Origin of the sequence: Rhizobium sp. NLR10b, from assembly GCF_019685435.1 — a bacterium.
Taxonomy (GTDB): Bacteria; Pseudomonadota; Alphaproteobacteria; order Rhizobiales; family Rhizobiaceae; genus Rhizobium.
Window position 1 is genome coordinate 422,354 of the sequence record NZ_JABDWV010000002.1, and the last position, 15,215, is coordinate 437,568.

At 63.3% G+C, this 15,215-nt stretch carries 15 protein-coding genes; 10 read left to right on the forward strand and 5 right to left on the reverse strand.

The annotated features are described in order from the left end of the window. Positions 1-2: 2 nt before the first annotated feature. Positions 3-4,163, forward strand: a complete 4,161-nt coding sequence (cobN, locus tag HJB91_RS04570; protein ID WP_221153520.1) for a cobaltochelatase subunit CobN — start codon at positions 3-5, stop codon at positions 4,161-4,163. Further along, complete coding sequence (gene cobO, locus HJB91_RS04575) at positions 4,163-4,798, forward strand: cob(I)yrinic acid a,c-diamide adenosyltransferase (protein WP_210630970.1); 636 nt, start codon at positions 4,163-4,165, stop codon at positions 4,796-4,798. The genes cobN and cobO overlap by 1 nt, the downstream gene beginning before the upstream one ends. 5 nt (positions 4,799-4,803) lie before the next feature. Here the strand turns inward: cobO and HJB91_RS04580 are convergent, their stop codons facing one another. The 3 genes from HJB91_RS04580 to HJB91_RS04590 form a co-directional block, all read right to left on the reverse strand. Then, the gene (locus tag HJB91_RS04580; protein ID WP_210630971.1) at positions 4,804-5,598 is read right to left on the reverse strand and encodes a helix-turn-helix domain-containing protein; all 795 of its coding nucleotides are present in this window, start codon (positions 5,596-5,598) and stop codon (positions 4,804-4,806) included. Then, entirely contained in the window at positions 5,598-5,963 is a 366-nt protein-coding gene (locus HJB91_RS04585) for a nuclear transport factor 2 family protein (protein ID WP_247241727.1), read from the reverse strand. The genes HJB91_RS04580 and HJB91_RS04585 overlap by 1 nt, the downstream gene beginning before the upstream one ends. A gap of 99 nt (positions 5,964-6,062) precedes the next feature. Beyond that, positions 6,063-6,848, reverse strand: coding sequence for a TSUP family transporter (locus HJB91_RS04590; RefSeq protein ID WP_221153522.1), 786 nt, complete (start codon positions 6,846-6,848; stop codon positions 6,063-6,065). A 99-nt stretch (positions 6,849-6,947) separates the two neighbouring features. On the opposite strand from HJB91_RS04590, the gene HJB91_RS04595 reads away from it, so the two are divergent. Both HJB91_RS04595 and HJB91_RS04600 read left to right on the forward strand, forming a co-directional pair. Further along, a complete protein-coding gene (locus HJB91_RS04595; RefSeq protein WP_210630974.1) occupies positions 6,948-7,367 on the forward strand; it encodes a cobalamin biosynthesis protein in 420 nt (139 codons plus the stop codon). A gap of 70 nt (positions 7,368-7,437) precedes the next feature. Next, a complete protein-coding gene (locus HJB91_RS04600; protein ID WP_221153523.1) occupies positions 7,438-8,388 on the forward strand; it encodes a nucleoside hydrolase in 951 nt (316 codons plus the stop codon). A gap of 114 nt (positions 8,389-8,502) precedes the next feature. Here the strand turns inward: HJB91_RS04600 and HJB91_RS04605 are convergent, their stop codons facing one another. Beyond that, the gene (locus tag HJB91_RS04605; protein ID WP_221153524.1) at positions 8,503-8,946 is read right to left on the reverse strand and encodes a DUF805 domain-containing protein; all 444 of its coding nucleotides are present in this window, start codon (positions 8,944-8,946) and stop codon (positions 8,503-8,505) included. Positions 8,947-9,232: 286 nt separating this feature from the next. Here HJB91_RS04605 and cobA point away from each other — a divergent pair, with 286 nt between their 5' ends. From cobA to HJB91_RS04635, 6 genes are all read left to right on the forward strand, one after another. Then, positions 9,233-10,072 (forward strand): uroporphyrinogen-III C-methyltransferase, encoded by an 840-nt coding sequence (gene cobA / locus HJB91_RS04610; protein WP_221153525.1) that lies wholly within the window; start codon positions 9,233-9,235, stop codon positions 10,070-10,072. Beyond that, positions 10,069-11,376, forward strand: a complete 1,308-nt coding sequence (locus tag HJB91_RS04615) for a cobyrinate a,c-diamide synthase (RefSeq protein WP_221153526.1) — start codon at positions 10,069-10,071, stop codon at positions 11,374-11,376. Before cobA ends, HJB91_RS04615 begins: the two co-directional genes overlap by 4 nt. Beyond that, the gene (cobD, locus tag HJB91_RS04620) at positions 11,373-12,380 is read left to right on the forward strand and encodes a threonine-phosphate decarboxylase CobD (protein ID WP_221153527.1); all 1,008 of its coding nucleotides are present in this window, start codon (positions 11,373-11,375) and stop codon (positions 12,378-12,380) included. Before HJB91_RS04615 ends, cobD begins: the two co-directional genes overlap by 4 nt. Further along, complete coding sequence (cbiB, locus tag HJB91_RS04625; protein WP_221153528.1) at positions 12,377-13,357, forward strand: adenosylcobinamide-phosphate synthase CbiB; 981 nt, start codon at positions 12,377-12,379, stop codon at positions 13,355-13,357. Before cobD ends, cbiB begins: the two co-directional genes overlap by 4 nt. A gap of 92 nt (positions 13,358-13,449) precedes the next feature. Then, complete coding sequence (locus HJB91_RS04630) at positions 13,450-13,650, forward strand: hypothetical protein (protein ID WP_210630981.1); 201 nt, start codon at positions 13,450-13,452, stop codon at positions 13,648-13,650. Positions 13,651-13,799: 149 nt separating this feature from the next. Then, entirely contained in the window at positions 13,800-14,228 is a 429-nt protein-coding gene (locus tag HJB91_RS04635) for a L,D-transpeptidase (RefSeq protein WP_221153529.1), read from the forward strand. A gap of 42 nt (positions 14,229-14,270) precedes the next feature. Here HJB91_RS04635 and HJB91_RS04640 read toward each other — a convergent pair whose 3' ends face one another. After that, on the reverse strand, positions 14,271-14,990 hold the full coding sequence (locus HJB91_RS04640; protein WP_221153530.1) for a Crp/Fnr family transcriptional regulator: 720 nt from the start codon (positions 14,988-14,990) through the stop codon (positions 14,271-14,273). Between the last annotated feature and the right edge of the window lie 225 nt (positions 14,991-15,215).

A 15,215-nucleotide genomic window follows, 5' to 3' on the forward strand; every position in this document is an offset into this window, starting at 1 on the left:
CGATGCATCTGCTTCTGGCCCAGCAGGGAACGATCAGCGACGGCGAAGAGGCAATCGACCTCGGCCAGTCGCCGGGCGATATGCTGTTCCTTTCGGCTGCCGACACCGAACTTGCCGCGGTCGCTACCGCCTATCGCGGCTGCGAGGGAATGCCGCATTCGCTGAGGCTCGCGAATCTGATGAGCCTCAAGCATCCGATGTCAGTCGATACCTATGTCGAGCGAACGGCCCGGCACGCCAAGCTGATCGTCGTGCGTGCGCTCGGCGGCGCCAGCTATTTCCATTATGCGCTGGAGGCGCTGCACGCCGTTGCCGCCCGCAACGGCGCACTGATTGCAGTATTGCCTGGCGATGCCAAGCCAGATGCGGGGCTGGTTCCTTTCTCCAATGTTGACCTCGACGATCTCAACGCGCTCTGGGTCTATCTGATCGAGGGCGGCGACGCCAATACGCGGAGCTTCCTTGCTTATGCCTCGGCGATGCTATCGGGCGCGGAGAAGCCGGCGCTGGCAGTGCCTTTGATGAAGGCGGGGATCTGGTGGCCGGGGCGAGGGGCGATCGGGGTCGAAGAGTGGCGGCGGGTCGTCGGTTCGCATGTCGCGCCAACGTCGTCCGTCAAGCGTGGGGCCCCCCCCTTTGTCTCGCCGGACATCTCCCCCACAAGGGGGGAGATCAGCAAGTCGCTCGGACTTCCAACAAAAAAAATGCGTGAGAATGCCGCACTTTCGGCTGAAGAGATGGAGCGAAGCCTCGCATCCCCGATCTCCCCCCTTGTGGGGGAGATGTCCGGCAGGACAGAGGGGGGTACACCAAGCTCGACAGAAGAGGTGGAATTCGAACCCACGTCCCCCATCGTCGCCATCAGCTTCTACCGTGCCCTCGTCCAGAGCGGCGAGACCGGGCCGGTCGAGGCGCTGGTCGAGGCCCTGGCCGCACTTGGCCTGCGGCCGCTGCCGGTCTTTGCCTACAGCCTAAAGGATCCCGTTTCGACAGGCATTCTCGAGAGCGTGTTTTCGGCGTTGAAACCGGATGTCGTCATCAACACAACGGGCTTTGCGGTCTCCGCGCCGGGCGCGGACCGGCAACCGACTGTGCTGGAGACGGATGGCGCAGTCGTACTGCAGGCAATCCTGTCGGCTTCGTCGCGGGAGGCCTGGGTGACCTCGTCGCAGGGTCTGTCGGCGCGCGACCTCGGCATGAATGTGGCGCTGCCCGAAGTCGACGGGCGGGTATTGGCGCGGGCGGTGTCCTTCAAGACGGCGGCGCGTTACGACGCGGCTGTCGAGGCGAACATCGTGGCAAGCCTGCCCGACGCCGGCCGGCTCCGCTATACGGCGGAGCTCGCCGCCAGTTGGGTGCGGCTGCGCCGGACGCCCGCCAATAGGAGGCGCATCGCCCTCATCATGGCGAATTATCCGAACCGCGACGGCCGACTCGGCAACGGCGTCGGACTCGACACGCCGGCCGGCAGCATCGAGGTGCTTCGGGCGATGGCGGGTACGGGTTACCCGGTCGCCGATGTTCCGGCCGATGGCGACGCGCTGATCTGGCATCTTATGGAGGGGCCGACCAATTCCCGGCATGACGGCCGGGTCATCCGCGAGGCTCTTTCGCTCAGTCGCTACAAAAACTTCCTGGAATCTCTTCCCAAAAAGATTCAGGATGAGGTGAGGGCGCGCTGGGGCGAGCCAGAGAACGACCCCCATTTTCGCGACGGCGTCTTCGCCCTGCCTTTCGCCCGCTTCGGCGGCGTCCTGGTCGGCATCCAGCCGGCGCGCGGCTACAATATCGATCCGAAGGAGAGCTATCATTCGCCGGATCTCGTGCCGCCGCATGGCTATATTGCCTTCTATGCTTTCCTGCGGCGCGAATTTGGCGCCGACGCCGTCATCCACATGGGAAAGCATGGCAATCTCGAATGGCTGCCGGGCAAGGCGCTGGCGCTGTCTGAGACATGTTACCCGGAAGCGATCCTCGGGCCGCTGCCGCACCTTTATCCCTTTATCGTCAACGATCCCGGCGAGGGCACGCAGGCGAAGCGCCGCACCGCCGCCGTCATCATCGACCACCTGACGCCGCCGTTGACGCGGGCCGAAAGCTATGGACCGCTCAAGGATCTGGAGGCGCTGGTCGATGAATATTACGAAGCTTCGGGTGGCGATCCCCGCCGCATCCGGCTGCTCAGCCGCCAGATCCTCGATCTCGTCGCCGATATCGGGCTGGATCGGGATGCGGGGATTGCGAAAGGCGAGAGCGAAAGTGAGGCGCTGAAGAAGCTTGATGCCTATCTCTGCGATCTGAAGGAGATGCAGATCCGTGACGGGCTGCATGTGTTCGGCGTGTCGCCGGAGGGGCGGCTGCTGACGGACTTGACCGTGGCGTTGGCGCGGGTCCCGCGCGGGCTGGGAGAGGGCTGTGATGCGAGTTTGCAGCGAGCGATTGCTGCGGATGCTAGGTTGAGTTTCCCCCTTCTCCCCAGCGCGGAGAGGATGTCCGCCAGGACAGATGAGGGGGCGAGCGACGGCAGGAGCGGGCGGCTGAGCGCAAGCGAGGCCGAGTCTGCGGCCGCCTCATCTGACCCTTCGGCCCCCCTTCTCCCCGCCGGGGAGAAGGTGAGCCGCGCGCTTCAGCGTCCTTTTGACCCACTCGACTGCGACATGGCGACTCTTTGGACGGGCCCGCGTCCGGCTATTCTCGCAGATGTCCTCGACGCCCCCTGGCGCAGCAACGGCGACACCGTCGAGCGCATCGAACTGCTCGCCGCCAAGCTCGTTTCCGGTGACATGGGGTGCCCAACCCTCTGGTCCCAAACCAGAACGGTGCTCGACGAGATCGAATCCCGGCTCAAGCCTTCCATTCTCGCCTGCGGCCCGGCGGAGATCTCCGGCCTTCTGCGCGGCCTCGACGGCCGGTTCGTCGCCCCAGGCCCCTCCGGCGCGCCGACGCGCGGGCGGCCGGATGTGCTGCCGACGGGGCGGAATTTTTACTCCGTCGACAGCCGCGCCGTGCCAACGCCGGCCGCCTACGAGCTCGGCAGAAAATCCGCGGAACTGCTGGTGCGCCGCTATGTTCAGGATCATGGCGAGTGGCCGGTCTCCTTCGGGCTGACGGCCTGGGGCACGTCGAACATGCGCACGGGTGGTGACGATATCGCCCAAGCTTTGGCGCTGATCGGTGTCAAGCCGCTCTGGGACATGAGTTCGCGCCGCGTCACCGGCTATGAGATCATATCGCAAACAGTGCTCGGGCGGCCGCGCGTTGATGTGACGCTCCGGATTTCCGGCTTCTTCCGCGACGCCTTTCCCGAGCAGATCGCCCTGTTCGACATGGCGATCCGCGCCGTCGGGGCACTGGATGAGGATGCTGCCGACAACCCGATTGCCGGGCGCATGCGCGGCGAGGCGGCTCGGCTGGCCGCTGCCGGGCTCGATGAGAAGGCGGCGGTGAAGCGGGCGGGTTACCGCGTCTTCGGCTCTAAACCCGGCGCCTACGGCGCGGGACTGCAGGCACTGATCGATGAAAAGGGCTGGGAGCGGCGTGCCGATCTTGCCGAAGCCTATCTCGTCTGGGGAAGTTATGCCTATGGCGCCGGCGAGGAGGGCAGGGCCGAACGCGGCCTGTTCGAGGAGAGGCTGCGCTCGGTGCAGGCCGTCATTCAGAACCAGGACAATCGCGAGCATGACCTGCTCGATAGTGATGACTATTACCAGTTCGAGGGCGGCATGGCGGCTGCGGCCGAGCAGCTCGCCGGTACACGTCCAGCGATCTATCATAACGATCATTCCAGGCCCGAACGACCTTTGATCCGCTCGCTCGAGGAGGAAATCGGCCGCGTCGTGCGCGGGCGCGTGGTCAATCCGAAATGGATATCGGGCGTCATGCGCCATGGTTACAAGGGAGCCGCCGAGATCGCCGCCACCGTCGATTATCTCTTCGCCTTCGCTGCGACGACGGGCGCGGTCGGCGCGCATCATTTCGAGGCGGTCTATCAGGCCTTCGTCGCCGATCCGGACCTGCGCGGTTTCATGATCGAGAAAAACCCGGCGGCATTCGACGAGATGAAGGAGCGGCTGCGCGAGGCAATCGATCGCGGGCTCTGGACGCCGCGCAGCAATTCGGCCCGGTTCGACCTGGCTGCTACGAAACTGAATGAGGTGCACTGATGAGTGACGAGATCCCAGAAAACGAATCGACCAAGGACGATGCCCGCCACGCCGAGAGGATGGCGAAGAAGAAGGCTGCGCGCGACAAGATCATGGCGACCAAGACGGACGGCAAGGGCCTGATCATCGTCCATACCGGCAAGGGCAAGGGTAAGTCGTCAGCCGCCTTCGGGATGATCTTCCGCCACATCGCCCACAGCAAGCCGTCAGCCGTCGTGCAGTTCATCAAGGGAGCGATGTGGACCGGCGAGCGCGACCTGATCGAGAAGCATTTTTCCGATCTCTGCCAGTTCCACACGATGGGCGAGGGCTTCACCTGGGAAACGCAGGACCGGGCCCGCGACATCGCCGCCGCCTCGGCGGCCTGGGAAAAGGCCAAGGAACTGATCCGCGATGAGCGCAATTCCATGGTGCTGCTCGACGAGATCAACATCGCGCTGCGCTACGACTATCTCGACATCAACGAGGTCGTCGCCTTCCTGAAGAGCGAGAAGCCCCCTATGACCCATGTCGTGCTGACGGGGCGCAACGCCAAGGAAGAACTGATCGAGATCGCCGATCTGGTCACCGAGATGGAACTCGTCAAACATCCGTTCCGGTCGGGCATCAAGGGCCAGCCCGGCGTGGAGTTCTGAGCCACTCAGTTGAGTGCCAGGCTGCGCAGGATGGCAGCCGTTTCCTCATCCGCCGGAAAGAAGGATTCGACCGCGAGCTCCGACAGGGTGATATCGACAGGCGTGCCGAAGACCGTCGTTGTCGAGATCAGCGACAGCAAGCCCGCTTTGTTCGCAAGCCGGAGGGGAACGGCGATACCGGCATAGTCGGCGTGGTTTTCGCCGGGCCGGTCCGACGCCGGATAGGACCGGAGCTCCTTCAACAGCTTTTCCAGAACAGGATCACCTGAGGCCGATATCTGCTGACGCAGCCTGTCGAGGAGGTGGCCGCGCCACTCACCGTGATTGACGATATGCGGCGCCAACCCCTGCGGATGCAGGCTGAGGCGCAGCACGTTGACGGGCGGCGCGAGCAGCGACTGATCGGCAACGCCTGACAGCAAGGGAGCGATCGCAGCGTTGGCGGCGACCAGGGTCCAGTGGCGGTCGACCGCCAGTGCCGGGAAGGGCTCGTGCCCTTTCAGCACCATGTCGACGGCGCGTCGCGCCGCCTCAAGGGCAGGATCATCAAGCTTGCGTTCGGCAAAGATTGGGGCGAAACCCGCCGCCAGCAGCAGCGGGTTGCGGTCGCGCAGGGGCACGCCGAGGCGTTCGGCAAGATGCAGCAGCATCTCGCGGCTCGGTGTCGCGCGCCCGCTCTCGATGAAGCTCAGATGCCGCTGCGAGATCTCCGCCTCCAGCGCCAGGTCGAGTTGGCTCATGCGGCGGCGCTGGCGCCACTCGCGCAGGTGATCTCCGAGGGAGCGGGCGGCCGGCGTCATCAGGTGGCTGCCGGCAGTTGGTCGATGAAGCCGCGCACGGATTTCAGCTTGCCGCCGTCGAGTTCGGCGAAATCCGTGCCCTTGATCAGCGCTTCGCCGTTTTCGGGCCCGAGCCTCCAGGAAAAGCGCAGGTTGTCGCCATAGCCGTCGGCCGCGCCGATCAGTTCGAAGCGGAAGCCGGGGAAACGGCTTTGCACGGCCTCGACCAGCGCATTGATCTGCTCGTGACCTTCGCCGCGCATCAGCGGATCGACATAGGTGGCCGCTTCCGCCCAGCTCTCGGCGATGAGAGCGCGGCGGCGAGCGCCATCCGTCTCGTTCCAGACGGCGAGGTAGCGCTCGGCTTTGGTCTTTGCGTCGTTCATCAGGTCATCTCCTTTTGATCGCCCGTCAGTTCCAGGCAGCACGATCATGCGGGAAGGTGGCGCACCCTATCAATTACGCCTGAGGTAATGGGCGCTGGCTCAGATGCCAAGCCAGACACGCAGCGGATTTGCCGGATCGGCGAGCAGCTTCACCGCAAGGGCGACGCAGACGATGACGAGCAGCGGCTTGATGAGCTTTGCGCCGATGCGCATGGCGAGCCGTGAGCCCAATTGTGCGCCGAGGAACTGGCAGACGCCCATCAACAGGCCGATCTTCCAGAGGATTGCGCCGAAGCTTGCGAAGACGATCAGCGCACCGAGGTTCGAGCCGAAATTCAGAAGTTTGGTGTGCGCGGTGGCCTTAAGCACGCCGAAGCCGGCGAGGGTGACGAAGGCGAGCATGAAGAAGGAGCCGGTGCCGGGGCCGAAGACGCCGTCGTAGAAGCCGATGGCCGGCACCAGCGTCAGGCCGAAGGCGAAGGGCGTGATGAGACGGTGTTTGTCGAGGTCGTTGAGATTCGGTTTGACAGCAAAGAAGATCGCGATTGCCAGCAGCAGCACAGGCATGATCGCTTGAAGCACCTGTCCTGGTACGATCGTCGCAAGAGCGGCGCCGAGTGCCCCGCCCATGACGGACATCAGCGCCATCGGCAGCTGTTCGGAAAGCTCCACATGGCCCTTGCGGGCGTAGGCGAGCGTCGCGGAAGCGGCGCCGAAGATCGATTGCACCTTGTTGGTTCCGAGCGTCTGCAGCGGCGGGATGCCGGCGATCAGCATGGCAGGAACCGTAATCAGACCGCCGCCGCCGGCAATGGCATCGACGAAACCGGCGAAGAAGGCGGCCGCGCAGAGCAGCAGAAGCAGATCAAGGGCGATGTCAGGCAAGATGCTATTCCAGAAGGATCTTTCACGGGTCTTGTTGCATTTCCCCCTCCAAGCTGCAATGGCTGCAAGGACACAGCAGGGGTACATTCGGCTGCCTCCATGAGCGACATTTCTTTCGATGCGACAAGGCGCCATGTGCTCGGGCTCGGCTGCGAGCGCGGGACGCCGGTCGCCGAGGTGCAGGCGCTGGCCGTTGCGGCCCTGGCGGCGGCCGGTATCGGTGCGGAGGAACTCGCCGCTATTGCTTCTATCGACAGCCGCCGTAAGGAGGCGGCTATCCTCGCGGTCGCCAGGCATTTTGGCGTGCCGGCCGTATTCTTCGACGCGCCGCGGCTGGAGCGGGAAACGCCGCGGCTCAAAAATCCGTCGGCCGTCGTCTTTGCTCGGGTCGGCTGCCATGGGGTGGCGGAATCGGCAGCGCTTGCGGCGACCGGTGATAATGCCGAACTGATGCTTGGCAAAATCAAATCGGCGCATGCAACGGCGGCAGTTGCCCGTGGCGGGTTGCAGAAAGCCTGATGGTCGCTATGGTGGCGGCAATTCGCGGCGCCACCCGGCAGCCTCGCGATTCACATCTAGAGGAAAAATCATGCACAAGGTCATTTATGACACTGACCCGGGCGTTGACGACGCCATGGCGCTTCTCTTCCTGCATCGGCATCCCGAAATCGACCTGATCGGCATCACCACCGTGTTCGGCAATGCCTCGGTCGAGACGACGACGCGCAATGCGCTCTTCCTCAAGCGTGAATGGAATATTCCTGCACCCGTCGCCAAAGGCGCCAGCGTCACCATCGATGCCTCGCGCGCGGAGCGGGAGTGGCCTTCCATGGTGCATGGCGACAACGGCCTCGGCGATATCGAGGTGCCAGCGTCGATCGACCTGCCGCTCGATCCGCGCCCGGCGCACCGCTTCATTATCGACACCGTGCGTGCCCATCCCGGCGAGGTGCGCCTGGTCGCGGTCGGGCGAATGACCAATCTGGCGCGGGCGTTGAAGGAAGACCCGGAGATTGCGACCCTGGTCAAGGACGTCGTCATCATGGGTGGCAATTTCTATGTGCCCGGCAATGTCTCGCCGGTCGCCGAGGCCAATATTCATGGCGATCCCGAGGCCGCCGACATCGTCATGACCGCGCCCTGGAAGGTCGCAGTCATCGGCCTTGACGTCACCTCGATCACCACCATGAGCCGCAGTTATCTCGGCAGGATGGCGGCCGAGGGAGATGGTGCCGTGAAACTGCTCGACGCACTCTCGCAATCCTACATCGACTTCTACAAGCATGCGGTCGAGGACGGCATGATGGTGCATGACAGCTGCGCCGCAGTCTACGTCGTGGCGCCGGAGCTGTTCTCGTCCATCTCAGGTGCGGTGCGCGTCGTCTGCGGCGGCATTGCCGACGGCCAGACGATCGTCAAGCCGGACAATCGCCGGTTCCCGCCCGGCGATTGGGATGATCGGCCGAGCCAGATCGTCACCACAGGGATCGAGTCGGAAAAGGTCCTGACGCTGATCCGCGATACGCTGCTTCGCGGCTGAGTGTCTTCAACGCCGATTGGAATGTATTTCACCACAGCAGGCGTCGCCTGGCGTCATCCTCGGCACAGGCCACAGCGATACGCCCGGATCTCCGCAACCTCTCGCGGCGGGCCATTATCCGCCGAGCAAACCTAAGCGGGCGCCGGCGGAGCCGGGCACTTCGCCAAACCTGTTGGGGTCCTTCGAGCCAGGAGTTAGGATGATTGCAGGATGGACCGCCAGCAGAAAGATGCTCATGAGAATTACTGCGGTCAGGGAGCCAACTGCTTCGTAATAGCCGTAGAGCAGGTGAAGCATGAAGACTGAAGCGGTCCACCAGCCGCTCTGATCGAAATCATGCAGTCGCATCACCATTAGGCAAAGGCAGGTGATGAGCGCCAGCGCATAGGTTAGGGCGATTAACTCCTTAACCCTTGAAATCGCTTCCCGAGTTCCGACCAGCGTCAGTAAGTGAGTGAGAGCGAATACCACGGCCGCGGCGACAGCAATGACTGCCACGTTGAACAGGAAATAGCGAAGACGACCAAGCCTGCCCCGTAACGAGAATATTCTGAGCATTGTCCCCTTACTCGCGCTCATAGTTAGACGGTTGCATTGAAGCAGCGTCAAACGGCAATTGAAAAACTATCGTAGTTCTTTTTTGGCGAGGAAGAAAGCGGAGTTGACCGACTCCATGCGCGGCCGGTCGCGAGGGTAATATCATAGTGTATTCATATTGCTGCATCGCTTTCCTGCGATATCGAATCCGCTCGTTTGCAAAGTGAGTCATTGTCATCTCAGCAACTTCAAGTGAGGTGGCGCAGGCGGCGTTGACCTTGGCTCTCGCTGGGCCTAGATCAACAAAATGTGGAATAGTTTATTCTCCCATTTGCCGGCGTTGGAGCCGGGCAGCGTCTGGCTCGTCGGGGCCGGTCCGGGTGATCCGGGCCTGCTGACGCTCTTGGCCGCCAGGGGGCTCGCCGAGGCTGATGTGATCGTCCACGACGCGTTGGTCAATGAGGACTGCCTGAGGCTCGCGCACCCCGGCGCCGAACTCGAATATGCCGGCAAACGCGGCGGCAAACCCTCGGCCAAGCAGCGGGATATTTCGTTGCGCCTGGTGGAACTGGCGCGCGCCGGCAAGCGGGTGCTGCGGCTGAAGGGGGGCGATCCCTTCGTCTTCGGGCGCGGCGGCGAGGAGGCGCTGACGCTGGTCGAGCACAATATTCCGTTCCGCATCGTGCCGGGCATCACTGCCGGTATCGGCGGGCTTGCCTATGCCGGCATTCCGGTGACGCATCGCGAGATCAATCATGCGGTGACGTTTCTGACCGGCCATGATTCCTCCGGCATCGTGCCGGACAGGATCGACTGGGAAGCGATCGGCAAGGGTTCGCCGGTGATCGTCATGTACATGGCGATGAAGCACATCGCCCAGATCAGCGCCAAACTCATTGCTTCGGGCCGCTCGCCATCCGAGCCCGTGGCTTTCGTCTGCAATGCGGCGACCGGCGCGCAGCAGGTGCTGGAGACGACGCTCGGGCAAGCGACCGAGGCTGTTACCGCCTCCCGGCTCGAGCCGCCGGCGGTGGTCGTCATCGGCGAGGTGGTGCGGCTCCGAGCCTCGCTCGATTGGCTCGGCGCTCTCGCCGGACGACGGCTGCAGCCGGATCCGTTCCGCCAGTCCGGCCAGGTGCTGGCATGAGCGGCCTCCTGATCGCAGCTCCTTCTTCCGGCGTCGGCAAGACGACGGTGACGCTCGGCCTGCTCAGAGCCTTGCGTCGGCGCGGCATCGCGATCGCGCCCGGCAAGGCCGGCCCCGACTATATCGATCCCGCCTTCCATGCGGCGGCAAGCGGCACGCCCTGCCTGAACTTCGACCCCTGGGCGATGCGGCCGGAGCTGATCTCGGCCAATGCGACGCTGCACCGCTCCGGCGACCGCATTCTCGTCGTTGAGGCGATGATGGGGCTGTTCGACGGAGCGGCCGACGGGAAGGGGACGGCAGCGGATCTGGCCGCCCAGCTCGGCCTTTCCGTGGTGCTGGTCATCGACGCTTCGCGCATGTCGCAATCGGTCGCGCCGCTGGTGGCGGGTTTTGCCGGCTTCCGCGCGGATGTTCGCGTTGCCGGCGTCATCCTCAACAAGGTCGGCAGCGAACGCCACGAGGCGATGCTGCGTCAGGCGCTCGAGGCGATTCGGATGCCGGTGATCGCCGTGATCGGCGCCGACAAGGCGCTTGTCCTGCCGAATCGCCATCTCGGCCTTGTTCAGGCCGGTGAGCATGCAAGCCTCGAAGGTTTCATCGAGCATGCGGCGGATGCCGTCTCCGAGGAATGCAATTTCGAGTTTCTGCTGCGCATCGCCAGGCAGGGCCTCAACCGGCCGTCGGCTGCCAATATCGATCGCCTGCCGCCACTCGGCAGTCGCATTGCGGTGGCCCGTGATATCGCTTTCGCCTTTTCCTATGAGCATATGCTGCTTGGCTGGCGGCGGCGGGGGGGTGCGATTTCCTTCTTCTCGCCGCTCGCCGACGAGGCGCCCGCTGCCGATGCTGATGCGATCTATCTGCCTGGCGGTTATCCCGAACTGCATGCCGGAACGCTCTCCCAGGCGTCGAATTTTCGCGCAGGCCTTCTCGATGCGGCGGCGCGCGGCATCCGGATCTATGGCGAGTGCGGCGGCTACATGGTGCTCGGCGACGGGCTGATCGACGCAGAGGGCATCCGTCACGAGATGCTCGGTCTGCTGCCCGTTGTCACCAGCTATGCCGCGCGAAAACGCCATCTCGGTTATCGCCGCGTCATGCCGCTCGACGGCGCGATCTTTCAACGAGCGATGACGGCGCATGAATTCCACTATTCCACCCTCATCTCCGAAGGCGAGGGCGAACGGCTGTTTCAGGTCCGAGATGCGCTCGGAACCGATCTTGGCCCGGCGGGGCTCCGGCGCGGGCAGGTGGCGGGTTCCTACATGCATCTGATCGATCTTGCCGGGATTGCCGCGTGAGCGCGCCGATCGTCCATGGTGGCGGAGTCACTGCCGCTGCTGCCGCCTTTGGCGGCAGGCCGGAGGACTGGCTCGACCTTTCCACCGGGATCAATCCGTGCCCGGCTGCCCTGCCGGAAATCCCTGCAAGGGCTTGGCACCGCCTGCCGGACAGCCATCTGGCCGAAGAGGCAAGGTGGGCGGCGCGCGATTACTATGGGAGCGGCGAGATCCTGCCGCTGCCGGTGCCCGGCACGCAATCGGTGATCCAACTTCTGCCGCGGTTGCTGACAAAGGATGAGGGCGCCAGGGTCGCCGTCGTGGCGCCGACCTATGGCGAGTATGCGCGCGCTTTTAATTCAGCCGGTTTTGCCGTCGATACCGTCGGTCATGTCGCTGCGATCGGAGTTGAGCATCGGCTTGCGGTCGTTGTCAATCCGAACAATCCCGATGGGCTGACATGGCCCGTGGAAACGCTGATTGGCCTGCATGACAGGATGAAGGCGGTCAATGGACTTCTGGTTGTCGATGAAGCCTTCGGCGACGCCGATCCGGCACTCAGTCTCGCCGGCCACGCGCAGCGGCTCTCAAATCTGGTGATCTTCCGCTCCTTCGGCAAGTTTTTCGGGCTCGCCGGCCTTCGGCTCGGCTTTGCGATTGCGCGTGATGATATTCTCCAGCGTTTCGAGGGATGGCTCGGACCCTGGGCCGTGTCCGGGCCGGCGCTTTCGATAGCAGGCTCGCTGCTGCGTTCGGACGTTTCCCCCATCCGCCAGCTCATCGATGAACGCGGCGTCGGGCTTCATGCGGTGCTGACCGGGCTCGGGCTGCAGATCGCAGGGGGAACGGCGTTGTTTTCCCTTGTCGACGATGCCAGAGCGAGCGACATTTACACGCATCTCTGCCGGCATCATATTCTCGTCCGCAAGTTCGACTATGCGCCCGGATGGCTGCGTTTCGGGCTGACGCCTGATCCGGCGGCGGACCGGAGGCTTGGCGAAGTCCTTCAGAGATTTGAGCGATGACGATCGACCTAAACCTTCTCGTGCTGCTTCTGGCGCTGCTGCTCGACCGGATCGTCGGCGATCCGCAATGGCTCTGGTCGCGCGTGCCGCATCCCGTTGCGATTTTCGGAGCGGTGATCTCCTATGCCGACCAGCAGCTCAATCCTTCAAGCCTCACGGGCCATCAACGGCGGATGAACGGCGTCGCCGCCATCGTAGCGCTGCTGTTGCTGGCCCTGGCGGCAGGCTTCGTGTTCAACCGGTTTTTCGCGCTGTTCGGCCTCGCCGGCATCCTGTTGGAGACCGGATTGGTGGCGATCTTCCTGGCGCAGAAGAGCCTTGCCGACCATGTCGCCGCCGTTGCCGTCGCCCTGCGTGAGGAGGGGCTTGTCGGTGGACGGGCGGCCGTTGCCCGCATTGTCGGGCGCGATCCCGAGACGCTGGATGAGCCGGCCGTCTGCCGCGCGGCGATCGAAAGCCTTGCCGAGAACTTCTCCGATGGCGTCGTCGCGCCGGCGATTTGGTATGCCATTTTCGGCCTGCCAGGGCTTTTCGCCTACAAGATGCTGAACACGGCCGATTCGATGATCGGCCATAGATCGGAAAAATACATCGATTTCGGCTGGGCGGCCGCTCGGCTCGACGATGTCGCCAACTGGCCGGCCGCGCGCCTCTCCATCCTGCTGATTGCTGCAGGCGCCTGGATCCGGCGCGGCACCAGCGCCTGCCGCGAGGCGATCCGGGTAGCGATGCGCGACGGCGGCTTGCACCGTTCGCCGAATTCCGGCCGTCCGGAAGCGGCAATGGCGGGTGCGCTGAATGTCCAGCTTGCCGGACCGCGCATCTACGGCGGCGTGCTCGTTACCGAACCGATGATCAACAATCCCGGGCGCGATGTCGCGACATCCGGCGACATCGAGGACGGTGTCTCCGTTTATCAGGCGAGTTGCATGGTGCTTGCCGGCATCACGTTCGGATTGTTTTTGTGCTTCCTGTGAGGGGCTTGCGCCATAGCTCACCCCCCGGTGGACAGTCACGCCGCAAACGTTTATGCGAAACGCCTCAAATCCATCAGACCGGAAGCAGAGCGATGACAGTTCAGGTTGAACTACCGTGCCCGAAGTGCAAAAGCACCAAAATGAAATTCGAGCGTCCCGAGATCCGGGAGACGGACATCATAAGCTGCGCGGCCTGCGGCCATAATCTCGGCACCATGGCCTCCATCCGTGAAAGGATGAACAAGGCCTATCAGCAACTCAAGCAGAGGCCGGCGGGGCGCAAGCTTCAGTGAGGGGAGCGGCCGTCCTGCGGCGCTTAAACCGGTCATTGCCCTGTTAGAATTGTGATTACCATTCGGGTTAAAGCTATGTAATCAAGTATCGTCGTAGTCTCTCTGTCGTGAGGGCGCAATCAAATGCGCGGGCGCGAAGAGGGATTATCATGAAGACGATTTTTGCCGCCGCGGCGGCAAGCTTATTACTGCAGTTTTCTCCGGCTGCGGCTGAGGCAGCAGCGCTGGTTGCCAATATCAGCATCGGCAAGCAGACGATGACCGTCACCGAGAACGGCTTCGTCAAATATCGCTGGAAGGTTTCCACCGCGCGCAATGGTTATGTCACGCCCACCGGCTCCTGGAGCGCCAAATGGCTGTCGCGCGATCATCGCTCGCGCAAGTACGACAATGCGCCGATGCCTTACGCCGTATTTTTCAACGGCGGTTACGCCGTTCACGCCACCTTCGATCTGAAGCGTCTCGGCACACCGGCCTCGCATGGCTGCGTTCGCCTGCATCCTGACAATGCGGCCGAGTTCTTCTCATTGACGCGGCAGGCGGGTCTTGCCAATACCCGCGTCGTCATCACGCGCTGATCCCGGATCAGCGCCTGACTCCGAATGCGACGTCTGATCCTGTTACGCGCTGATTCTTTCCAGTTCATCCAGATCGGGAACGACGATATGTCTGGAGTTCTCGATCAGGATAACACCCCGCTTGCGCAGCCTGGTCATCTGCCGGCTGACGGTTTCGATCGTCAGCCCGAGAAAATCGGCGATCTCGGCGCGCGATAACGGCAGATCGAAGGCGGTGCTGATCGCGGTTTGCGGCTCGGCATGGGTCGCGATGAGGTTGAGCAGGCTTGCAACCTTCTCTTCCGCCGTGCGGCGGCCGAGCGTCAGCATCCATTCGCGCGCGGCGTCGAGCTCGTTGAGCGCCTGATCGTGCAGCCTGCGCTGCAGCTCCGGCGTCTCCGCGATCATGCGGTCGAGCAGGTTGCGCGGGAAGACACAAATTTCGGCGTCGGTTGCCGCCTCCGCCGACAGTGTGCTTTCGCGCATGAAGGGTCTGCCGACGAAATCGGGAGCGAACTGCAGGCCGACGATTTGCTGGCGTCCGTCCGGCATCATCTTGCAGAGCTTCACCACGCCGCGCATGATGTTCGAATAAAACGAACTTTCCGATCCTTGCGCAATGATCTCCGAGCCGGCCTCGATCTTGCGGCGCAGGGAGTGGCGGTTGAGCTCCTTCAACTGAGCGTTCGACAGGGCGCCGCAGACGACGCCGTGCCGCGCCTGACAGGAACGACATGCGACGGGCGTGCGTGTCTCGAAAATCTCGCTGCTGGCAACGTCCATCGTCGGGATCCTTCAAAAAGCCGGACACGTGGAACGCAATCGCAATTCCTTCCAGCGCGGCTTGATGATTATCAAATGCCAGCGCGCATAATTTGATTCAGATCAAAGACCGGTGCGGATGTTGGACAGCCGCATCCTGTTTTCGGCGCCTGCACTCACCGGTGTTCCATTGCTGTTTAGGCAACACCTTAGTGTCAATTTGCCGTAACGCCCGGACGAAAGCAT